This is a genomic window from Bacteroides fragilis NCTC 9343, assembly GCF_000025985.1.
Classification (GTDB): Bacteria; Bacteroidota; Bacteroidia; order Bacteroidales; family Bacteroidaceae; genus Bacteroides; species Bacteroides fragilis.
Genome location: NC_003228.3, coordinates 2,225,390 through 2,246,203 on the forward strand (window position 1 = coordinate 2,225,390; position 20,814 = coordinate 2,246,203).

The following is a 20,814-nucleotide window of genomic DNA, read 5'->3' on the forward strand; positions in this document are numbered from 1 at the left end:
GTAGTTGAATCTATGTTAAAAAACAATGAAAACGTATTAGGGGAATCTTTGCCGATAGTTTCTATTATTATTCCAGTTTACAATGTTGGTATTTATCTAGAAAAATGTATTAGTAGTTGTTTGGAGCAAACTTATAAGAGATGTGAGATAATATTGGTAGATGATGGATGTACCGATCAATGTACGATTGATATATTACAAAAATATCGTACTTTTAAAGAAATGTTTCTTATAAAACAAGATAATCGGGGGGTGTCAATAGCCAGAGATGTTGGCGTCAAATATTGTCATGGTAAATTCCTTTTCTTCTTAGATGCAGATGATTATATAACTCCCGATGCTATAGAGCTTTTGGTAAATAGCTATAATGCCAATAGTGTTGAAATGGTTATGGCTGCATTAGCTTATGATTATTCTGGTAGATTAATATCTTTACCTTTTGAATATCCACAAGATAAATTAGAAAACAATTTGTCTATTTATTGCTTAATGGATAAGCTCCCAATGTCATTAGGAGGAAAATTAATAAATAAGCAAATGTATTTAACTTTAGAAAACACTCATGATTTAGAAATAGGTGAGGATGCTTTTTTAACTCTACAATTGGTTTCTCGGATAAAATCTATATCCTTTATAGATAAACCGATTTATATATATTGTCAAAGAGAGGGTTCTGTAATGAATAAGCCATCAAAAAAGGCTGTGCTGTCACGTGTTTTATTTGTAAAAAAAGTTCTCTCTTACTTTTCTCCTATCTCATATGTGCAAGATGAAAGGTTCAAATTAGCATTATCAGTTTTTGTCTTAAATCAATATTATGCAATTTTGATAATGGGAGGGGATAAGAAGATGTTGAAAGAACTTACAGTTTTGGCTGAACGATATTGGGAGAATAAAAAAGCTGTAAAATTTTTACCTTATTGGCGACGATTACTTTTATCTATATGTTTCTCTAATATTTCCTTTTTTTCTATAATATTAGTTCGTGTAATATGGGGAGGTAGATATTTTAGACGAATTCTATTAAATGGAGAGTATAAACAAGTATATAGAAAATGACTTATTCGAATATAACATATATCGGTGCATATTCGCTAATTGCATTTTGTAGCGTTATTACTCATACTATCTTACCTATACCCCCTACTGTTATTTTTTTTTGTTTGTCATCTTTATTGGCCTTATGGTGCGTTAAGCGTAATGAATTTAAAATAAAATCGATAAATAGGGTTTCGATATTTCCATTGTTACTTAGTTCATATTTGTTATTATTTCAGTTATTATTAGAAGTGCCTTTTCGTGCTTTAGTAAGTCCTTTTTTAGCTCCATTGTATTTTGTTGTTGCATTATTTTATTTGTCGATATTAAATAAAAGAAATATAGATAATTTAATTAATAAATTTATCTATATTTCATTAGGTGTATTTATAATAGAATGTTTATGGAGAATGAGTCATCCGTCATTACCTAAAGGAGTTGATGAAGTTGTTGTAGGTGCAGATAGATGGTTTTATTTGTTTAAAGGTGGAGGACTGATGTATTCTGAAACGAATGGATTGGCAATTCATATAATAATTGTTTACTTTTTTGTTGTCTGGTGGTCTTTACTGCATAAAAAGAATATGTTAATAGAAAAGAGTTGTTTATTAGTTCTTATTATATTGACTTTCTCAAGAGCTGCATTGATTTCTATTCCTTTGGGCTGGCTTTATATGTATTGTATTGGGAGAATGTCTAAGAAAATACAGATATTCTTGTTTTTTTTAGTATTGGTTATTACTATTGCTGTTATGCCTACCTTAATATCTAATTTGGAAAGTGATCCCAGTACAGCAATGAAATTAAGTGTGTTTGCGGAAATATTAGAATATTATAAGCATATTGATCTTCTTCCATTTTTATATGGAATTGGAAATTATAATAGTATGAATGTTTTTTCAATATATGCCCATAATTATCTTTTGGTGTTTTTAGTAGAAATGGGATTTCTTGGACTACTTTTATTACTGTTTCAATTTCTTTTTTTCATAAAGGTTTCTAGAGGACAGTTTTTATTTGTTTTCGTACCTTTTTTTGTTCAAGTAATGTCTTCTACTACAATTTTTATTCCACATTTATATATAATTGCTGCAATTATTGTTTATTATTCTACTTATTATGAAAAAGATAAAAATATTATTTCTTAGTTCTTCTTTAGAAAATTCTGGCCCCGTTAATGTCCTATTTAATATTATAAAATATTTAGATCGGGAAAAGATGGATGTAACTATTTTATCATTAGGGCATTCAAAGAATAAATCACGTAAAGAAGAATTTAAAGCACTTGTAGGATTGAATGTAGTAGAATTGCACTATAAAAATATTTGTCAATCATTTTGTCAATATTTTAATTTTATGAATTCATATAAGTTTGATATTATACATGCTCATTGTTTACGTTCATTACTATTTATTTTTTTAATAAATTCAAATAGTTTGAAATTCTATACAATTCATATTTTCCCAGGTTATCAAACGTTGGCTATTCAAGGCAAATTGAGGGGAAAGGGATTAAATATATTGAGTCGATTTTTAATAAAAAGAACAGATGTAAATATAGCTTGTGCAGATTTTTTAAGAAGGGAAATTATTGATAGTATAACATCACATTGCTTGTCTGTACCTAATGGTGTTGAGGCGAAAGCTAAGATATCGGTATTTGAGAAGAATGTTTTAAAGTCTAAATTATCTTTAGATTTAAAGATGCAGTATTTTATTTTTATAGGTCGCTTGTCTGTGGAAAAAAGACCTATGTTTCTCATTGAAAATTTTATAAAGTCATTTCCTAAAGAATATGGATTGATAATACTAGGTGATGGCCCATTGTTATCCCAAATATTGCCTTTCAATTCTGAACGTATTCGTGTTTTAGGTTTTAAAACTAATGTTTTTGATTATCTTGTAGCATCGGATTTTTATATTTCTGCTTCTGTTGTAGAAGGACTAGCGAATACTTTTTTAGAAGCTTTATCTGTTGGATTGCCTTGTTTAGTTTCAAATATTCCTTCACATAGAGAAGTCTTATCTGGTTCAGAAGAGTTTATAGGTTTAGATTTTGAAACAGATGATGGTGATGATTTTCAATATAAAGCTTTGTGTTTTTTGGAGCAGATTTCAAAAAATACGAAATTAAATGTAGCTCGATATTTTGAGAAATATTATACTGCTAAAAGAATGTCTGAAGATTATCAAAAAATATATATAAGTAAATATACTGAGAAAAAAGATGTTTAAAGACAAAACCCTTTTAATTACCGGTGGAACAGGTTCTTTCGGTAATGCTGTATTGAAAAGATTTTTGGATTCCGATATCAAAGAGGTTCGTATTTTTTCCCGTGATGAAAAGAAGCAAGACGATATGCGCCATCGCCTTCAAAATAAGAAGGTGAAATTCTACATTGGTGATGTACGTGATAAACGTTCTGTGGATGGAGTGATGAATGGGGTGGACTATATTTTCCATGCTGCTGCACTGAAACAGGTTCCCTCTTGTGAGTTTTTCCCTGTTCAAGCTGTTCGGACAAATGTATTAGGTACTGAGAATGTGCTTGATTCAGCCATTGAGCATGGAGTCAAGAATGTAGTTGTGCTCTCGACGGATAAGGCTTGTTATCCTATCAATGCCATGGGGATCAGTAAGGCCATGATGGAAAAGGTCGCTATTGCTAAAGGACGTCAAATGGGAGAGGGTGGTCAAACTACCATCTGCTGTACCCGTTATGGCAATGTGATGGCAAGCCGCGGATCAGTGATCCCTTTGTGGGTGGAGCAAATGAAGGCCGGCAAGGATATCACAATAACCGATCCGAACATGACTCGTTTTATGATGACACTGGATGATGCAGTTGATCTGGTGATTTATGCTTTTCAGCATGGGCATAATGGCGACTTGTTTGTCCAAAAAGCACCTGCAGCTACTCTTGATACGCTAGCCCGTTCTTTAAAGGAAATTTACAAAATGGATACCCCCGTACGTGTTATCGGTACACGTCATGGTGAGAAACTTTATGAATCATTAGTGACTCGTGAGGAAATGGCCAAGGCGGAAGATATGGGTAATTATTATCGGATACCTTGTGATGCCCGTGATCTTAATTATGATAAATATTTTGTGGAAGGACAAGAGAAGGTCTCTAAATTCGAGGACTACCATTCACATAATACCCATCGTTTGGATGTGGACGGAATGAAACAGTTGTTATTGAAACTTGATATGATAAAGGAGGATGTATGCTTAAAGTAATGACGATTGTCGGAACTCGTCCTGAGATCATAAAGTTGAGTCGTGTGATGGCTGAGTTGGACAAATACACTGAACATATTATGGTTCATACCGGTCAGAATTTCGATTATGAACTGAATGAAATCTTTTTTCAGGAACTTCGCATCCGTAAGCCGGACTATTTTCTGGATGCTGCCGGAAAGAATGCCGCAGAGACGATAGCCAATGTAATCCGTAAATCGGATGAATTGATGGACCAAGTGAAACCGGATGCTTTATTGTTGTATGGTGATACTAATAGCTGTATTTCCGTGATTTCCGCAAAACGGCGTAAGATTCCTATTTTTCATATGGAGGCTGGTAACCGCTGTTTTGACCAGCGTGTTCCTGAAGAGATCAATCGTAAGATTGTGGATCATTTGAGTGATATCAATATGCCTCTTTCAGAGCATGCACGTAAATACTTGCTGGCTGAAGGGTTACGTCCGGAGACCGTGATCAAAATCGGATCGCCAATGACAGAGGTTTTGATCTATCATAAGGCGGAAATAGAAGAGAATGATGTTTTAGAAAAAGAGGGGTTGAAAAAAGGTGATTACTTTATTGTAAGTACGCATCGTGAGGAAAATGTGGATTCCGAGAAGAACTTTTCCGACCTGCTTTCTTCTCTGAACGCCATTGTGGACAAATATCATAAAAAGGTGATTGTTTCCACCCACCCCCGTACCCGCAAAAAGTTGGAATCTATTGGCTTTATTAATTCCAATCCGATGATTGAGTTTATGAAACCTTTTGGTTTCATGGAGTATATCAAACTTCAACAGAATGCTTTTTGTGTTATTTCTGACAGTGGTACGATCACGGAGGAATCTTCTATTCTTCATTTTCCGGCTATAACTATCCGTCAGGCACACGAGCGACCTGAAGGTATGGATGAAGGGACGCTGATCATGACCGGATTGAATAGTGACCGTATTCTGGAGTCTATCGAAATTGTAACTTCCCAGTATGCAGAAGGTGCAGACGTAATTCACTCTATTCCTGATTATGCTTCGGATAATGTATCTAAAAAAGTAGTCCGTATCATTCTTTCCTATACAGATTATATCAACCGTACGGTTTGGCATAAAGAAATCTAGTTCCTGTTTTTTATTTTTTTATGGTTAAAAAGAAGATTCTGTTGTTCGGCGCCACAGGTATGGCCGGGCATATGGCTTATTATTATCTGCAATGTACGGGGAAATACGATCTTGTGAATGTAGTTTATCGTACCCAATTGACTGATGATAGTATTGTTGTGGATGTGACGGATGGGGATGCTGTCAGTCGGCTCGTTCGTGAAGTCCGTCCTGATTTTATCCTGAATTGTATTGGCGTATTGATAAGAGGTTCCAGAGAACATCCGGACAATGCTATTCTGATAAATGCATGGTTCCCTCATTTGCTCAAGAAACTATCGGATGAAGTGGGAGCAAAGTTGATTCATATCAGTACGGATTGTGTTTTCTCCGGTAAAAAAGGTAACTATTCAGAAACTGATTTCCGGGATGCTGACGATGTTTATGGTCGTAGCAAAGCACTCGGTGAGATAATCAATGACAAAGATCTGACAATCCGTACTTCTATCATAGGTCCTGAATTGAAGGAGAATGGCGAAGGCTTGTTTCATTGGTTTATGCATCAGCATGGTTGTGTGAATGGTTTCCAGACTGCTATTTGGGGAGGTGTGACCACTCTGGAATTGGCGAAAGCCATTGATGTGGCCATCGATCAGGGAGTAACCGGTTTAATACAACTGAGTAATGGCCTTGGTATAAGTAAATTTGATTTGTTACATCTGTTTTCCCGTATATGGCACAAACAAGATGTTGAGATCCTGCCATTTGATGGAAATGGAATAGACAAGTCGATCGCAAAGTCCGCAAGATTTAGTTATGTTGTACCCGGATATGAAGAGATGCTTCGGGAACAATATGATTGGATGCAGAATAAACAGGAGCTATACCGAACTCTATATTTATGAAAATATTATTGGTTTCCCAATACTTCTGGCCAGAGACATTTCGTGTTAATGATTTGGCGCAAGAGCTTGTATTACGGGGTAACGAAGTGACAGTCTTAACAGGAAAACCTAATTATCCTCAAGGGGCTATTTATAAGGGATATAGTTTTTGGGGCTATAAAAAAGAATATTATAAAGGTATTGAACTGATTCGTGTTCCGTTAATACCTCGTGGTAAAGGTTCAGGGTTGCGTTTGGCATTGAATTATTTGTCTTTTGTATTGTTTTCTTGTTTATATATACTTTTTCATAAGCGAAAGTTTGATGTTTCTTTAACATTTGCAATTTCTCCTATTACTCAGGTGTATGCAGCTCTACTTCACAAAAAGCTGTTTGGTAGTCGTGCTTATCTTTGGGTTCAGGATTTGTGGCCTGAAAGTGTGTCCGCTGCGGGTAAGATGAATTCTGGTTTAGTATATCGAATGTTAACTAAGATGGTACAAAGTATCTATCAAAAAGTCGATGGGATTTGTATACAGTCGGAAGCCTTTAGTCAGTCCATACTGCAAAAAGGAGATTATAAGCATAAAATTAGTTATATTCCTAACTGGGCTGAAGATTTGTTCACTGATGATTCTTTGATTAATAAGGAACATTTTAAGTCGTTGATCCCTGATGGATTTGTTGTAATGTTTGCTGGTAATATAGGAGAGGCCCAAGATTTTGATTCAATATTGAAAGCTGCCATTCGGACCAAAGAGTATAAAGATATTAAGTGGGTAATTGTTGGCGATGGACGAAAAAAAGAGTTTGTAGAGCAGCAAGTTAAAGAGTTGAATTTATGTGATACTGTTTTTTTATTAGGACGCTATCCTTTGGAAGACATGCCGGATCTGTTTATTCATGCAGATGTAATGCTTGTCTCTTTAAAAGACCAGAATATTTTCTCTTTAACTATTCCATCAAAGATACAATCTTATATGGCTTTTGGAAAACCTATTATTTCTATGATAAATGGTATTGGTAATGAAATAATAAAGGAGGCAAACTGCGGCTTTACAGCTAATGCCGGAGATTTTGAATCGTTGGCAAACAATGTGAAAAGATTATCTCGAATGGATAAAAATATGCTGTATGAAAAAGGGAGAGCCGGGAAGGAATATTATCAATTATCTTTTGCAAAGAAAAAGATAATTGATAATTTAATAGAAGTTTTTCAATCTGAGTGATTTATTTTAATAATGGAATTAAATGAATATTCTTATTACAGGGGCTTATGGATTTGTAGGCACTAATCTGATTAATAATTTAAAAATTAAACACAACCTTTACGGACTTGATATCGTGCGTCCGACAAGAGAAGGTGTACTGAAAACATTTTGTTGGAAAGATATTGATCCAGAGTCATTCCCATTACAAACTCTCCCCCAATTTGATGCAATCATTCATCTTGCCGGAAAGGCTCATGATACGAAAAAACAATCAGCTGCTCAGTCTTATTTTGATATTAATACCGGTCTGACTCAAAAGATATTTGATTTCTTTTTGGAGTCTTCTGCGAAGAAATTCATATTTTTTAGTTCAGTAAAAGCTGCGGCTGATAGTGTAGTGGGAGATATGCTTACTGAGGATGTTATTCCGGCTCCTATTGGTCCTTATGGGGAAAGTAAAATAAGAGCTGAAGAGTATATAAAGGAACATTTTGCATTTCCCACTGTCTCCTCCTGCGAGTGTTCTCCTTTTCGGGAGATGACTTCGGTTACAGAAAAACAGGTTTATATATTAAGACCTTGTATGATTCATGGTCCGGGGAATAAAGGAAATCTGAATCTATTGTATAATGTGGTGAAGAAAGGAATTCCCTGGCCATTGGGTGACTTCGAAAATCGTCGTTCGTTTACTTCAATTGATAACCTATGCTATGTGATTGAGGGATTATTGACTAAAGAGGTACCTACGGGCATTTATCACATGGGGGATGATGAAGCTTTATCAACAAATGAGTTGATTGCCATCATGTGTGAGGCAATGGGAAAACAGCCCCATATCTGGAAGATGAATAAGGGCTTTATGGAAGGATGTGCCGGACTGGGAACTTTACTCCATTTGCCACTGAATACGGAAAGGCTTCGTAAACTGACAGAGAATTATGTGGTAAGTAATGCTAAGATCAAAGCTGCTCTCGGGATTGATAAAATGCCTGTGACAGCTAAAGAGGGGTTGATTAAAACCATTCGTTCATTTGAAGAAACTAAATAAGTTATGTACTATTTAATAATCCTGGTTCTGCTATTTCTGGCAGAACTTTTTTATTTCCGTATTGCTGATAAATGCAATATCATCGATAAACCGAACGAGCGGAGTTCGCACACCCGGATCACTTTGAGAGGGGGAGGAATCATTTTCTTCTTTGGCGCATTAGCTTACTTTCTGACGAATCAGTTTGAGTATCCTTGGTTTATGCTGGCTCTGACATTGATTACTTTTATCAGTTTTGTAGACGACATTCGTTCTACTTCTCAGGGGTTACGTTTGGTGTTTCATTTTACGGCGATGGCTTTGATGTTCTATCAATGGGGGTTGTTCAGTTTGCCTTGGTGGACCATTGTGGTTGCTTTGATTGTTTGCACAGGGATTATCAATGCCTATAATTTTATGGATGGTATTAATGGTATTACAGGTGGATACTCGTTGGTGGTGCTGACGGCATTAGCATTTATAAATGGGGTATATGTTCCATTTGTAGAGCCGACTTTGATTTATACCATGCTTTGTGCTGTGTTGGTCTTTAACTTCTTCAATTTCCGGAAACAGGCAAAGTGTTTTGCGGGGGATGTAGGTTCGGTTAGCATTGCTTTCGTGATCCTCTTTCTGATCGGTATGCTGATAATCCGTACGGAAAATTTCAGCTGGATTGTCTTGTTGGCAGTCTATGGGGTGGATAGTGTGCTGACAATAATTCATCGGTTGATGTTGCATGAGAATATTGGTTTGCCACATCGGAAACATTTGTATCAGATTATGGCAAATGAGCTGAAAATTCCTCACGTAGTGGTTTCATTGGTGTATATGTTGGTGCAGGCAGTAGTTATAGCCGGGTATCTTCTATTTCCGGGGAATGAATATGGGTATTTGTCGGGTACCATTATTGCGCTGAGTTTGGTCTATATTCTATTTATGAAGCGTTTCTTTTGCTTGCATCAAGCGAAGTGATATTGTCAATATTATGCTTCCTACCATAGATCTAATATAGTCTAAAAAATAAAAGAAGTTACAGTCGAAAAAATAATAGAGTTACAAAACAAATGGTAACTAATAATTACGATGATTCATATTCAATATAGCATTGATATTCCCATTTTTTATATTTAGCTTATAACATCCCAATACGGTCATTGATTTCCTCTTTTATTTGATGCCCCCAATAGGCATCAACTCCTGCTATGTGCGCATATCGCTGGTAGTTGCTGACAACACTGATTACCTTGTCTACGTATTTCTCCTTATAGGCTACCAATGTACCCACTTTCCGATTCCATAAAAACACATCAAGATTTTGTATCATTATTGTTTCTCCTTACTCTTTGGGGAATGAATTTATTTAGTTGTTTCAGTGCCATTAGTGGCATGGGCAACTCAGGCAGTAAATCACTTATACGTTGCTCCATGCCGATTATCCGCAACAATGATATGAAATTATTTAGGGTCATGTTCTGATTGACACCTTATTCAAAATGGCTTATAGTAGCAAGACTCACACCGGATTTCTCCGCCATTTCCTTTTGGCTCATCCGTGCGGCAAGCCTATACTCCTTTATGCGTTTCGCTAAAAGTAGCATTATCTCTTGGTTGGTAATATAGTCCGCTTTACTTATATATGGTGGAATATTATTGTTTAATTGCAAAATTTAAAAATAATATCTATATATTACTACTATTGTGAGACTTTCTGTACTGGAACTATGCATTTGTCGGATGAACTAAAACTTAACTGATATTGGGTACATGTGTATGAACCTGTTTTGAACGAAGAGCTTAGAATTATGATACAGATAATCAGTGTCTTATAAGTTTTTCTGAGAAAACTGCTTTCCGGACCGTTTTTTCCTTTGCCGATAATTTGTAAATCTTCATCTTTGCAGTGTTGATCAACGAAACATGAATGAAACGTAGTAGTAACATTAGTAAAGAAGGAGAAAAATTATGCCTTTATTTTATAGAGCGAGACAATCGCAGTTGAAAACTAAAGAGGGAAAGAAACAGTGGCACCTGACTCTGGTGAAAGTTGGAAAAATGGTAACTTCACAACAGTTGGCTGAAGTAATAGCTGAAAAATCATCGTTGACACCGGGTGATGTTCATAATGTGATTCGTAACTTGATGACTGCCATGCGTAAAGAATTGTTGAATAGCCGTTCGGTACGTCTGGAGGGATTAGGCACTTTCACGATGAAAGCTTGTACACAAGGGCATGGAGTGGATCAAGAGGAAGAGGTGAGTCCGAATCAGGTGGCGGCTCTTCGTTGTCTGTTTACTCCGGAATATACTCGTCCCGCAGCTATCGGCACTACCCGTGCTTTGCTTCAGGGAGTGGAATTCCAGAAAGTCAGTGCGATAGGGGGAGCAATTAATGGCGGATCGGGTAGTGGAGATATTGTGGATGATCCGACAGCCTGATAAAATTTATTGCTGATATAATAATTGTTGACAATGGAAGGAGGATAAAGAGTATGAAGAAAACGGGATGGAATATTATATTGAAGTTGATTATTGCTGTGGCAAGTGCTGTAGCCGGTGTAATAGGCGGGCAGGCTATGACATTATAAAACGGAATTAATAACCAAACAGGGTGAACTCCCGATAGCCATTAGAGGCTTTCGGGAGTTTTTCTTTTTCCCATGATCTTGTCTATAATCAGAGCGATGGCTCCATCACCGGTTACGTTACAAGCTGTACCGAAACTGTCCATGGCAATGTAGAGGGCGATCATCAATGCCTGGGCCGATTCATCGAAACCGAGCATGGACTGGAGGATGCCTAAAGAAGCCATAATAGCGCCTCCAGGAACGCCGGGAGCGGCAATCATCGTGATGCCGAGCATGAAAATGAAACCTGCAAACAGGGAAAAATCGAAAGGCATGCCCTGCATCATCATTAAGGCTAAAGCACAGGCCACAATCTTCAGGGTGCTTCCGGATAAATGAATGGTGGCGCAAAGCGGGATGACAAATCCGGCTATATCGGCTGATACACCGTTCTTCTTGGTCTGTTCGAGTGTGACAGGGATGGTGGCGGCTGATGACTGAGTACCTAAAGCGGTGAAATAAGCCGGCAGCATCCGTCCCAACAAGCGGAATGGGTTTTTACGGACAAACAATGCCGCAATGCAATATTGAAAAACCAGCAAAAAAATATGTAGTATAAAAATGACACCGATAATTTTAATAAACACCATAAGGATGGAGAATACTTGTCCGGAGTGTGTCATATTGAGGAAAATACCAAAGATGTAAATGGGCAGCAACGGGAGGATGACTGCGCTTATCATACGTACGATGATCTCTTGAAAGTCTCGTGCTACGTTTTTCAGGGCGTCACTATGCAGGCTTGCCAATCCCAGGCCGAGGGTAAAGGCAAGGACCAGTGCCGTCATGACATTCATCAAGGGTGGAATGGCAACAGAGAAATAGGGTAGGATTCCTTGCGCCTCACTCACTTCGTCGAGAGGTGCTCCCGGAGTAATGAGCGAAGGGAAAATGGCGGCTCCGGTGAAGTAGGACAGAAATCCGGAGAAAAGAGTGGCACCATATGCAATGAGTGCCGTGACAAGCAGCATTCGTCCGGCTCCTTTACCAATATCGGCTATGGCAATGGTAACCAGTCCGAGAATGATAAGAGGTATGGAGAAATTGAGGAATTCTCCAAAGATGGAGTTGAAGGTCACGAACAGCCGTACCAAAGGTGTCGGCAGGAAATTTCCGATAGCGATACCAAGTATAATAGCTATGATGATACGTGGCAAAAGTCCTATGTGTATTTTCTTCATTACGAGGTTTTAGCAGTTTGTTACAAAAGTAATACTTTTTTCTGAAACTATCCGAACAAATATTTTCGATATGTGTTATAGATAATAAGAAAAAGAACAAAAAATCAACCAATTTAGATACATATTACAATTATGGCAACTCAGAATAAAACAGATATAGGCCTGATTGGTTTAGCTGTGATGGGAGAAAATTTAGCTCTGAACATGGAAAGCAGAGGTTGGAGCGTATCGGTGTATAATCGTACGGTACCGGGTGTGGAAGAAGGCGTGGTGGAACGTTTCATCAACGGAAGGGCTAAAGGCAAGCATATAGAGGGCTTCACGGATATAGAGGCTTTTGTAGAATCGATCGCTTTGCCTCGTAAGATAATGATGATGGTACGTGCCGGTAGTCCGGTGGATGAGCTGATGGAGCAACTTTTCCCGTATCTTTCTCCGGGTGATATATTGATTGACGGTGGTAACTCGAATTATGAAGATACGAACCGAAGAGTGAAACTGGCAGAGTCGAAAGGTTTTCTGTTCGTCGGTGCCGGTGTTTCGGGAGGAGAAGAGGGAGCTTTGAACGGAGCTTCTATCATGCCGGGCGGTTCGGAGAAAGCATGGGAAGAGGTGAAACCGATTTTGCAGAGCATTGCGGCCCAAGCGCCGGATGGTACTCCGTGCTGTCAGTGGGTGGGACCTGCCGGATCGGGACATTTTGTGAAAATGATACACAACGGGATAGAGTATGGTGATATGCAGTTGATTGCTGAAGCTTATTGGGTGATGAAGGAGCTGCTGGATATGACTAACGAGGAGATGGCATCTGTGTTCACCCGTTGGAATGAAGGTAAACTACGGAGTTATCTGATAGAAATTACAGGTAATATACTCCGCCATAAAGATAAGACAGGGGCCTATCTGATTGATAAGATCCTGGATGCTGCCGGACAGAAAGGGACAGGCAAATGGTCGGTGATTAATGCCATGGAATTAGGTATGCCACTGGGATTGATTGCTACGGCCGTTTTTGAACGCAGTTTGTCGGCCCGGAAGGAACTGCGTGAAGCTGCTGCCCGGCAATATCAATGCAGGCACTCGATGGCTGTATATAATAAACAAGATACGGAAAAAGAGATTTTCTCGGCATTGTATGCTTCGAAACTGGTTTCGTATGCTCAAGGGTTTGCGGTGTTGCAACGTGCTTCCGATACATTTGGATGGAACCTCGATCTGGCTTCGATTGCACGGATGTGGAGAGGCGGTTGTATTATTCGCAGTGTTTTCCTGAATGATATTGCTGCGGCATTTGAGGCAAAAGAAAAGCCTAAACATCTGCTGCTGGCCCCTTATTTTGAAGAAGAGATCAAAGGTCTGTTGTCCGGCTGGAAGAACCTGGTGGCACAAGCCATGCGTGAGGAACTGCCGGTTCCGGCTTTCTCTTCGGCTTTGAATTATTTCTATTCGTTAGTGTCGGCTGATCTTCCGGCCAATCTGGTACAGGCACAGCGCGATTATTTCGGTGCTCATACATTTGAGCGGAAAGATGAGTTACGAGGAGTCTTTTTTCATGAAAACTGGACAGGACACGGAGGAGATACAAAGTCGGGTACGTATAATGTATAAGCAAAAAAAGAAATATGAGTAAATTTGTAATGACTATCTTTGGTGCTTCGGGTGACTTGACGAAGCGTAAGTTGATGCCGGCATTGTATTCGTTGTATGTAGCCAAGCGTCTTCCGGAAGAATTTGAAATTCTCGGGGTGGGACGTACGGTTTATGAAGATGCGGACTATCGGACTTACATTTATAATGAGATGGAGAAATTTGTGAAGTCGGAAGAGCAGAATAAGGAGAAGATGGACGCTTTCGTTGGACATCTTCACTATCTGGCAATAGACCCGGCATTGGAAAGCGGATACGGACAGCTTCGCCTGCGCATTGAAGAACTGAGCGGAGATAGCCGGCCGGATGACCTGCTGTTTTACCTCGCTACGCCTCCATCATTGTATGGTGTGATTCCGTTGCACCTGAAGTCGGTGCATCTGAATAAAGGCCGTGCACGAATTATCGTTGAAAAGCCATTCGGGTATGATCTGGAATCGGCTGAGAAACTGAATAAAATTTATGCTTCTGTATTCGACGAACATCAGATTTACCGAATCGATCATTTCTTAGGTAAAGAAACGGCTCAGAACCTGTTAGCTTTTCGTTTTGCCAATGGTATTTTTGAGCCTTTATGGAACCGTAATTATATAGATTATGTGGAAGTGACCGCCGTGGAGAATCTCGGAATCGAGCAACGCGGCGGTTTTTATGATACTACGGGTGCACTGAGGGATATGGTACAGAATCATCTGATCCAGCTCGTGGCATTGACTGCTATGGAACCTCCCGCTGTGTTTAATGCGGATAATTTCCGTAATGAAGTGGTGAAGGTATACGAGTCTCTGACTCCTTTGACCGAAACGGATTTGAGTGAACATATTGTCCGGGGGCAATATACGGCAGGGGGAAATAAAAGGGGGTATCGGGAAGAGAAGAATATTTCACCCGACTCACGTACCGAGACTTATATTGCAATGAAACTGGGTATCAGTAACTGGCGGTGGAGTGGAGTACCTTTTTATATCAGGACCGGAAAACAGATGCCGACAAAAGTGACTGAGATAGTGGTGCATTTCCGTGAAACTCCTCATCAGATGTTCCATTGCGCGGGTGGTAATTGTCCGAGAGCCAATAAGCTGATATTGCGTTTGCAGCCCAATGAAGGTATTGTGTTGAAATTTGGTATGAAAGTGCCGGGACCCGGATTTGAGGTCAAACAGGTAACGATGGATTTCAGTTATGATCAGTTGGGAGGCGTCCCCGGCGGAGATGCCTATGCCCGTCTGATAGAAGACTGTATTCTGGGCGACCAGACCCTCTTTACACGGAGTGATGCAGTAGAAGCATCCTGGCATTTCTTCGATCCGATTCTGCGTTATTGGAATGAACATCCCGAGGCGCCGTTGTATGGTTATCCTGCTGGAACTTGGGGACCTTTGGAGAGTGAGGCTATGATGCATGAGCATGGTGCCGAATGGACCAATCCATGCAAGAACTTAACAAACACAGATCAATATTGCGAGCTATGAAACCCTACATTTTTCCTTCGTCCATAGAGACGGCACGTGCACTGATATTACATTTGGTGAAACTGATGTTAGATGAACCGGACAGGACCTTTTGTATCGCGTTTAGTGGTGGAAGCACTCCGGCACTGATGTTTGACTTATGGGCGAATGAATATACGGATATCACTCCTTGGGAACGACTGAAAGTGTTTTGGGTAGATGAACGTTGTGTGCCTCCCGAAAATTCGGACAGTAATTATGGCATGATGCGGTCGTTGTTGCTGAGTATTGTACCTATTCCGTACGAGAATGTGTTTCGAATACAGGGGGAGAAGAATCCGAAGAAGGAGGCTGCCCGCTATTCGAAGCTGGTGATGAAAGAAGTGCCGGTGGAGAATGAGTTCCCGGTATTTGACGTAGTGCTGCTGGGAGCGGGTAATGACGGACATACGTCGTCTATCTTTCCCGGACAGGAGGAATTGCTTTCAACTGATCATATATATGAGGCGAATTTTAATCCGAATAACGGTCAAAAGAGAATAGCTTTGACAGGACTTCCGATTTTGAATGCCCGAAGGATCATCTTCCTGATAACAGGAAGGGTGAAAAGTCCGGTTGTAGAAGATATCTTTTATTCGGGAGATACCGGACCGGCCGCCTATATAGCGCATCATGCCGATAACGTGGAACTATTTATGGATAATGCAGCTGCTGAAAAAGTCATTCGCGGATAAGAAATAAAAAAAACGTCCGACCTTCACAGGCCGGACGTTTTTCGTTCTATTTGAATACGTTATTTACATACAACAATTAAACAGTATGATAATTAAAATAACAACTCAACAAAATGGAATCCGGGAGAATCACTTCGGCCGGATTGGCTTATCTCACTTAAATGTGACTTACGTAATAATTATGACTAATTAATGTATTGGCAAAGATAGCTGGTTCTGTGTTGCGGGGCAATCACTTGATTTAGGTATTGTGAAGAAGGCAATCACTATAAGTAGGGATTGAATCGGGAGGAAATGAGGAGGGAGCTTTGTTTTATGCCCTTTAAGTTGTAAATTTGCGGAAAAACAAGAGTAAGATGGAATATAAGTTTGACGAACAGAGTGTGAAAGAATTAATGGAATGGGCACAGACTGCACAGTTGCCTCAGGAACTTGAACTGAGTAAAGCGGAGCGTATTTTTGATGTAAAACTTTGTATAGAATCTGATTTATCGTGTATCAGGGCCCATTATCCCGATGCTTTCTACAATCCGGCTATAACTCGTCTTTATCGTATCAGGGAGAAGCTGGAGGAGAAATGAGATACGGGGATGCCTAAGTAACTTCGCAAAAGTACGTAACCCACTTGATTTCTGTGGAAAAATTCTACAGAAAATGTGGAATATTTCTTCGTATTCCACTATTTCAATAAAGGCTGTTATAATATAATTCTTTGAAAATGAAGATCTAATCCGGATCTACACAAGTCTGGCATGTGCATTGCATAACAATATTCAGATGTTTAGTTATAGTTAGTAGATCTAGAACAATTAAGTTTTCAAGAATTATGAAAAAGGTATTAGTAGCATTGGTAATAGTAATGGGATTGGGATTTTCAGTAGCAAAAGCAGATGAACCTCTAAAGAAAAAGTCCCCGAAAGTGGAACAAAGAGATTCGCGGGAGGACTTTACACCTATTGAGGTTAATAATCTTCCTGAAGCGGTGATTGATGAGTTATCCTGCGAAGGAGCACTGATTAAAGAAGCTTTTATTGCTTATAGTCGTTCGGAGGGTAAACTCTACAAAGTGATTATATTGTCGAGTGATTTTCATGAACAGGCTGTATTCTTGAATGAAAGAGGGAATATACTGAATAGATAGTTTCCCAATCTTTGAAGAAAGCACACAACTTAATTTATGTCAGGCCCCGACTCGAAAGAGTCGGGGCGTTTTAGTTTCATCAGTACAAAAAGCCAGGGAGATGTGTTCGAGGGACATTTCTTTATAATTTTCCGGCTTTTGAGAAATCTTTTGGCTATGAAATAAAAGCATTGTGTTCTATGTTTTATGATTCGCTTCATTGCAATTATAATTATAGGTTGAATTCTTTATAGGTTTCAGAATAATTCATATCTTTGAAACTGTAACTAAAATTAATCAATAATGAAGCAAATACAACCTGTTTTTTTAGCTATGAAGTTTTCTTTTCTTATTTTCTTCTTTTTTAGTTTGCCTGTCGGTGCACAAAGTATTTTTCAGAAATACGGGCGTTTCCTGACTGAACCTCGTTCATATGTGTGTTATCGTACGGATGGTAAACTGAAAATAGATGGCAAACTGGATGAAGCTTCGTGGCAGAAGGCAAAACCGACAGCTCCGTTTGTAGATATCAGCGGGGAGGGGTTTCCTACACCTAAATATGAAACTACGGCCAAGATGCTGTGGGACGATGAATATCTTTATATAGGGGCGGTGTTGCAGGAGGATGATATCAAGGCACGCCTTACACAGCGGGATACTATTATTTATTATGATAATGATTTTGAGGTTTTCATAGATCCTGACTGGGACGGGCACAACTATTTTGAAATAGAAACCAATGCGCGTGGGGTCATATTCGACCTAATGCTGGACAGGCCTTATCGGTCCGGTGGAAACTTTATGGTACAATGGGATTGTCCGGGATTAAAGTTGGCCATTCATCGCGAAGGTACGCTGAATAAGTCGAAGGACAAAGATAAATATTGGAGTGTGGAGATGGCTATTCCACATAAAGCATTGACTATGAATTTCAATAATCCATTGAAAGCTGGTAATTGCTGGCGAATTAATTTTTCACGTGTACAATGGCTGAAGGCAGGAGGACCTGAAGAAAATTGGGTTTGGACACCTACCGGAAAAGTTGATATGCATATGCCGGATCGTTGGGGATATTTGTTTTTTGCTGACGAGAAAGTAGGAACACCCGAACATACTTTTGCATTACCGTATAATGCTTCTGTGTATAAACTGCTTTGGGCTATGTTCTATGTACAACAGGAAAGGTATGCGAAAGAGAAAAATTATCTGCGTACGGAACAGGATTTCTTCCTGACAGATGCCGAATTGAAGGGTCTCCCGCAAGGTGCGCAAATCTCGGTTGAAGCCACTCGGAATACATATCAAATAGCCATTACTGTTCCGGGTGAAGGCAGACGTTACATCATAAATAATGAGGGACGGTTTTGGACAGAAAAGGTTGCTCCGCGTCAAGTGAAGAACTGGGTGTGGACACGTATAAATAAGAGTAAAAGTGAAGCGGATTACCGCCAATGGTTTGCCCTGCTTAAAGAGTGCGGCATCAGCGGGGTGATGTTTGAAGGATATGATGAAAACCTATACCGCATGTGTAAGGAAGCCGGTCTTGAAGCTCATTTCTGGAAGTGGACAATGAATCGTGCCGAATTGCTCAATGTACATCCCGATTGGTTTGCGGTGAATCGTAAGGGGGAGTCTACGCATGATAAGCCTGCTTATGTGAATTATTACCGTTTTCTTTGTCCCAACCATGAAGGAGTGGCCCAATATTTGGCAGATGATTATGTGAAGATAGCTCATTTACCCTATGTAGATGGAGTACATTTGGACTATGTTCGTTTCCCGGATGTAGTTCTACCTGTCAGCTTGTGGAAAAATTATGGAATAGAACAGACAAGTGAACATCCTGAATATGATTATTGCTATTGTGATGTTTGCCGTACTAAATTTAAAGAACAAACAGGGCGTGATCCGTTGGAGTTAAAGTACCCGATGGAAGATCAGTCATGGATCAATTTCCGCTTGGATGCGATCAGTCGTGTTGTCGACCAAATTACAAAAGCGGTGAAAGCCGATGGGAAAGCAATTTCTGCTGCTGTATTCCCCGGTCCTTCTATGGCCAAGAAAATGGTGCGTCAGGATTGGGGTAACTGGTCGCTGGATGCTTATTTCCCGATGATCTATAATGGTTTTTATTACGAAGGACCGGAATGGATCGGGCGTTCGGTTCAAGAGAGTGTTAAGACCGTTGACGGACGTGCGAAAGTGTATGCCGGACTGATGTTTCCCGATATAAAGAACGATTTTGAGAAAGCATTGGATGAAGCATTTGATAACGGTGCATCCGGTGTTTCATTCTTTGACGGACCATCAGACGAATATCTGCATCAGTTTAAAGCCTATCTGGACAAGAAAGGATTAAAGACGGAATAAAAGATTCGAATGTACTTTGTATTTATGAACAGAGGCGGCCCCGATAAGGCTGCCTCTATTTGTAAGATATTGATTCTTAAAATGTTATTTCCGTGATAAATATCCCTGTTTTGTTTTTCGGCTGACATTATATACATTTGCAGCATAAAAACAATTACATATGTATAAAAACATTTTAATATTAGGTCGTGGAATTGGGCAAGTGATGTTTCAGAATAATGCTCTCTCCGGTGGGTTGATGTTATTAGGAATTGCTTTTAATTCATGGCAACTCGCAGTTTTATCTGTACTCGGTACAGTCGTTAGCACTTTGACAGCTTCATTATCCGGATATGATAAGGAGGATATTCGTAACGGATTGTATGGTTTTAATGGGACATTGGTTGGTATTGCAATTGGAGTCTTTATGGAAATCAATGTTACATCTATATTATTGCTTATCTCAGGCTCTGCTTTCTCCACATGGGTTGCGCGTTGTTTTCGTTATCAGAACAGAGTATCGGGACTGACAGCACCCTTTATTTTTGTTGTATGGCTTCTGCTTGTTGGGTGTCATTATCTATACCCTTCTTTACTGTTATCTTCATCGTTGGAAAAGCCTGAACTAACAATGGATATTTTCCGTTCATTCTGCTTAAATATCGGTCAGGTGATGTTTCAGGGAAATATACTTTCGGGATTATTTTTTCTTTTAGGGATCCTGATTAATTCTCGTATGAATGCTCTGTATACACTGACCGGTGCAATACTTCCTTTATTTATGATTTTATATCCACATACTGATCTTGCTGCATGGAATTTGGGATTATTAGGATATAACGGAGTACTTTGTGCCATAGCCTTGGGAGATAAGACAGGCATAGGAGTAGTCAAAGCGATATTTTCTATCATACTGTCTATCGTTCTGCAGTTAACGGGTATGCATATGGGCATAGTGACTTTAACGGCACCATTTGTCTTTTCCGTATGGATTACCGGGGGCCTGTTCAGTGTTTTCAGAAGTAAATCCTGAGAAGCTAAATAGGATATAATAGCGGTATCGATGTTTCTAGTACCGTTGTAAAACGGATATGGCGGCTTATCAGGCCGCCTTTCTTTTTATAATATTCTTTAGATTACAAGGTTTCCATCCAATTATATATTAGATTTCATTTTTATCAGTAGTAAGATAATGCTGATTTAC

General features: G+C 39.2%; 21 protein-coding genes. 18 read left to right on the plus strand and 3 right to left on the minus strand.

Going from position 1 to position 20,814, the window contains the following annotated elements; all coding sequences use genetic code 11:
* Positions 1 to 12: 12 nt before the first annotated feature.
* The 9 genes from BF9343_RS08890 to BF9343_RS08930 are packed head-to-tail and all read left to right on the plus strand — an operon-like array spanning position 13 to position 9,476.
* Positions 13 to 1,059, plus strand: a complete 1,047-nt coding sequence (locus tag BF9343_RS08890) for a glycosyltransferase family 2 protein (RefSeq protein WP_010992745.1) — start codon at positions 13 to 15, stop codon at positions 1,057 to 1,059.
* Positions 1,056 to 2,186, plus strand: coding sequence for a polymerase (locus BF9343_RS08895; protein WP_005817155.1), 1,131 nt, complete (start codon positions 1,056 to 1,058; stop codon positions 2,184 to 2,186). Before BF9343_RS08890 ends, BF9343_RS08895 begins: the two co-directional genes overlap by 4 nt.
* Positions 2,158 to 3,273 carry a glycosyltransferase family 4 protein gene (locus BF9343_RS08900; protein WP_010992746.1) on the plus strand — a complete coding sequence of 372 codons (1,116 nt, stop codon included), beginning with the start codon at positions 2,158 to 2,160 and terminating at the stop codon, positions 3,271 to 3,273. Before BF9343_RS08895 ends, BF9343_RS08900 begins: the two co-directional genes overlap by 29 nt.
* Positions 3,266 to 4,282 (plus strand): polysaccharide biosynthesis protein, encoded by a 1,017-nt coding sequence (locus BF9343_RS08905; RefSeq protein WP_005817159.1) that lies wholly within the window; start codon positions 3,266 to 3,268, stop codon positions 4,280 to 4,282. Before BF9343_RS08900 ends, BF9343_RS08905 begins: the two co-directional genes overlap by 8 nt.
* Positions 4,270 to 5,400: a non-hydrolyzing UDP-N-acetylglucosamine 2-epimerase gene (wecB, locus tag BF9343_RS08910; protein ID WP_005817161.1), complete on the plus strand. Its 1,131-nt coding sequence runs from the start codon at positions 4,270 to 4,272 to the stop codon at positions 5,398 to 5,400. The genes BF9343_RS08905 and wecB overlap by 13 nt, the downstream gene beginning before the upstream one ends.
* A gap of 20 nt (positions 5,401 to 5,420) precedes the next feature.
* Positions 5,421 to 6,284, plus strand: a complete 864-nt coding sequence (locus tag BF9343_RS08915) for a dTDP-4-dehydrorhamnose reductase family protein (RefSeq protein WP_010992747.1) — start codon at positions 5,421 to 5,423, stop codon at positions 6,282 to 6,284.
* Entirely contained in the window at positions 6,281 to 7,492 is a 1,212-nt protein-coding gene (locus tag BF9343_RS08920; protein ID WP_005776619.1) for a glycosyltransferase family 4 protein, read from the plus strand. The genes BF9343_RS08915 and BF9343_RS08920 overlap by 4 nt, the downstream gene beginning before the upstream one ends.
* A 22-nt stretch (positions 7,493 to 7,514) precedes the next feature.
* Complete coding sequence (locus tag BF9343_RS08925; RefSeq protein WP_005786859.1) at positions 7,515 to 8,522, plus strand: NAD-dependent epimerase/dehydratase family protein; 1,008 nt, start codon at positions 7,515 to 7,517, stop codon at positions 8,520 to 8,522.
* A gap of 3 nt (positions 8,523 to 8,525) precedes the next feature.
* Positions 8,526 to 9,476: an MraY family glycosyltransferase gene (locus BF9343_RS08930; RefSeq protein ID WP_010992748.1), complete on the plus strand. Its 951-nt coding sequence runs from the start codon at positions 8,526 to 8,528 to the stop codon at positions 9,474 to 9,476.
* 160 nt (positions 9,477 to 9,636) lie between these two features.
* On the opposite strand, the gene BF9343_RS08935 is transcribed toward BF9343_RS08930, so the two are convergent.
* Together BF9343_RS08935 and BF9343_RS24180 are read right to left on the minus strand one after the other, a co-directional pair.
* The gene (locus BF9343_RS08935) at positions 9,637 to 9,828 is read right to left on the minus strand and encodes a hypothetical protein (protein WP_005786862.1); all 192 of its coding nucleotides are present in this window, start codon (positions 9,826 to 9,828) and stop codon (positions 9,637 to 9,639) included.
* A gap of 160 nt (positions 9,829 to 9,988) precedes the next feature.
* Complete coding sequence (locus BF9343_RS24180) at positions 9,989 to 10,102, minus strand: helix-turn-helix domain-containing protein (protein ID WP_155726297.1); 114 nt, start codon at positions 10,100 to 10,102, stop codon at positions 9,989 to 9,991.
* 364 nt (positions 10,103 to 10,466) lie between these two features.
* On the opposite strand from BF9343_RS24180, the gene BF9343_RS08940 reads away from it, so the two are divergent.
* Together BF9343_RS08940 and BF9343_RS23640 are read left to right on the plus strand one after the other, a co-directional pair.
* On the plus strand, positions 10,467 to 10,940 hold the full coding sequence (locus BF9343_RS08940) for an HU family DNA-binding protein (RefSeq protein ID WP_005786864.1): 474 nt from the start codon (positions 10,467 to 10,469) through the stop codon (positions 10,938 to 10,940).
* A 53-nt stretch (positions 10,941 to 10,993) separates the two neighbouring features.
* Positions 10,994 to 11,089: a smalltalk protein gene (locus BF9343_RS23640; RefSeq protein ID WP_005786866.1), complete on the plus strand. Its 96-nt coding sequence runs from the start codon at positions 10,994 to 10,996 to the stop codon at positions 11,087 to 11,089.
* Between the two features lie 41 nt (positions 11,090 to 11,130).
* On the opposite strand, the gene BF9343_RS08945 is transcribed toward BF9343_RS23640, so the two are convergent.
* Complete coding sequence (locus tag BF9343_RS08945) at positions 11,131 to 12,309, minus strand: dicarboxylate/amino acid:cation symporter (protein WP_005808836.1); 1,179 nt, start codon at positions 12,307 to 12,309, stop codon at positions 11,131 to 11,133.
* 132 nt (positions 12,310 to 12,441) lie between these two features.
* On the opposite strand from BF9343_RS08945, the gene gnd reads away from it, so the two are divergent.
* The 7 genes from gnd (at position 12,442) to BF9343_RS08980 (ending at position 20,643) form a co-directional block, all read left to right on the plus strand.
* Positions 12,442 to 13,917, plus strand: a complete 1,476-nt coding sequence (gnd, locus tag BF9343_RS08950; protein WP_005786870.1) for a decarboxylating NADP(+)-dependent phosphogluconate dehydrogenase — start codon at positions 12,442 to 12,444, stop codon at positions 13,915 to 13,917.
* Positions 13,918 to 13,931: 14 nt separating this feature from the next.
* On the plus strand, positions 13,932 to 15,428 hold the full coding sequence (gene zwf, locus BF9343_RS08955; RefSeq protein WP_005800449.1) for a glucose-6-phosphate dehydrogenase: 1,497 nt from the start codon (positions 13,932 to 13,934) through the stop codon (positions 15,426 to 15,428).
* Positions 15,425 to 16,141: a 6-phosphogluconolactonase gene (pgl, locus tag BF9343_RS08960; protein WP_005786873.1), complete on the plus strand. Its 717-nt coding sequence runs from the start codon at positions 15,425 to 15,427 to the stop codon at positions 16,139 to 16,141. The genes zwf and pgl overlap by 4 nt, the downstream gene beginning before the upstream one ends.
* Before the next feature lie 356 nt (positions 16,142 to 16,497).
* Complete coding sequence (locus BF9343_RS08965) at positions 16,498 to 16,722, plus strand: DUF6965 family protein (protein WP_005786876.1); 225 nt, start codon at positions 16,498 to 16,500, stop codon at positions 16,720 to 16,722.
* A 245-nt stretch (positions 16,723 to 16,967) separates the two neighbouring features.
* Positions 16,968 to 17,282, plus strand: a complete 315-nt coding sequence (locus BF9343_RS08970; protein ID WP_005786878.1) for a hypothetical protein — start codon at positions 16,968 to 16,970, stop codon at positions 17,280 to 17,282.
* A 282-nt stretch (positions 17,283 to 17,564) separates the two neighbouring features.
* Positions 17,565 to 19,631: a sugar-binding protein gene (locus tag BF9343_RS08975; RefSeq protein ID WP_010992749.1), complete on the plus strand. Its 2,067-nt coding sequence runs from the start codon at positions 17,565 to 17,567 to the stop codon at positions 19,629 to 19,631.
* A 160-nt stretch (positions 19,632 to 19,791) separates the two neighbouring features.
* Positions 19,792 to 20,643 carry an urea transporter gene (locus BF9343_RS08980; RefSeq protein WP_010992750.1) on the plus strand — a complete coding sequence of 284 codons (852 nt, stop codon included), beginning with the start codon at positions 19,792 to 19,794 and terminating at the stop codon, positions 20,641 to 20,643.
* Positions 20,644 to 20,814 lie beyond the last annotated feature (171 nt).

Bases quoted from the DNA above. Each gene is read 5' to 3' on its own strand.
- BF9343_RS08890 (WP_010992745.1), top strand. From the start codon at position 13: ATGTTAAAAAACAATGAAAACGTATTAGGGGAATCTTTGCCGATAGTT.
- BF9343_RS08895 (WP_005817155.1), top strand. From the start codon at position 1,056: ATGACTTATTCGAATATAACATATATCGGTGCATATTCGCTAATTGCA.
- BF9343_RS08900 (WP_010992746.1), top strand. From the start codon at position 2,158: ATGAAAAAGATAAAAATATTATTTCTTAGTTCTTCTTTAGAAAATTCT.
- BF9343_RS08905 (WP_005817159.1), top strand. From the start codon at position 3,266: ATGTTTAAAGACAAAACCCTTTTAATTACCGGTGGAACAGGTTCTTTC.
- wecB (WP_005817161.1), top strand. From the start codon at position 4,270: ATGCTTAAAGTAATGACGATTGTCGGAACTCGTCCTGAGATCATAAAG.
- BF9343_RS08915 (WP_010992747.1), top strand. From the start codon at position 5,421: ATGGTTAAAAAGAAGATTCTGTTGTTCGGCGCCACAGGTATGGCCGGG.
- BF9343_RS08920 (WP_005776619.1), top strand. From the start codon at position 6,281: ATGAAAATATTATTGGTTTCCCAATACTTCTGGCCAGAGACATTTCGT.
- BF9343_RS08925 (WP_005786859.1), top strand. From the start codon at position 7,515: ATGAATATTCTTATTACAGGGGCTTATGGATTTGTAGGCACTAATCTG.
- BF9343_RS08930 (WP_010992748.1), top strand. From the start codon at position 8,526: ATGTACTATTTAATAATCCTGGTTCTGCTATTTCTGGCAGAACTTTTT.
- BF9343_RS08935 (WP_005786862.1), bottom strand. From the start codon at position 9,828: ATGATACAAAATCTTGATGTGTTTTTATGGAATCGGAAAGTGGGTACA.
- BF9343_RS24180 (WP_155726297.1), bottom strand. From the start codon at position 10,102: ATGCTACTTTTAGCGAAACGCATAAAGGAGTATAGGCTTGCCGCACGG.
- BF9343_RS08940 (WP_005786864.1), top strand. From the start codon at position 10,467: ATGCCTTTATTTTATAGAGCGAGACAATCGCAGTTGAAAACTAAAGAG.
- BF9343_RS23640 (WP_005786866.1), top strand. From the start codon at position 10,994: ATGAAGAAAACGGGATGGAATATTATATTGAAGTTGATTATTGCTGTG.
- BF9343_RS08945 (WP_005808836.1), bottom strand. From the start codon at position 12,309: ATGAAGAAAATACACATAGGACTTTTGCCACGTATCATCATAGCTATT.
- gnd (WP_005786870.1), top strand. From the start codon at position 12,442: ATGGCAACTCAGAATAAAACAGATATAGGCCTGATTGGTTTAGCTGTG.
- zwf (WP_005800449.1), top strand. From the start codon at position 13,932: ATGAGTAAATTTGTAATGACTATCTTTGGTGCTTCGGGTGACTTGACG.
- pgl (WP_005786873.1), top strand. From the start codon at position 15,425: ATGAAACCCTACATTTTTCCTTCGTCCATAGAGACGGCACGTGCACTG.
- BF9343_RS08965 (WP_005786876.1), top strand. From the start codon at position 16,498: ATGGAATATAAGTTTGACGAACAGAGTGTGAAAGAATTAATGGAATGG.
- BF9343_RS08970 (WP_005786878.1), top strand. From the start codon at position 16,968: ATGAAAAAGGTATTAGTAGCATTGGTAATAGTAATGGGATTGGGATTT.
- BF9343_RS08975 (WP_010992749.1), top strand. From the start codon at position 17,565: ATGAAGCAAATACAACCTGTTTTTTTAGCTATGAAGTTTTCTTTTCTT.
- BF9343_RS08980 (WP_010992750.1), top strand. From the start codon at position 19,792: ATGTATAAAAACATTTTAATATTAGGTCGTGGAATTGGGCAAGTGATG.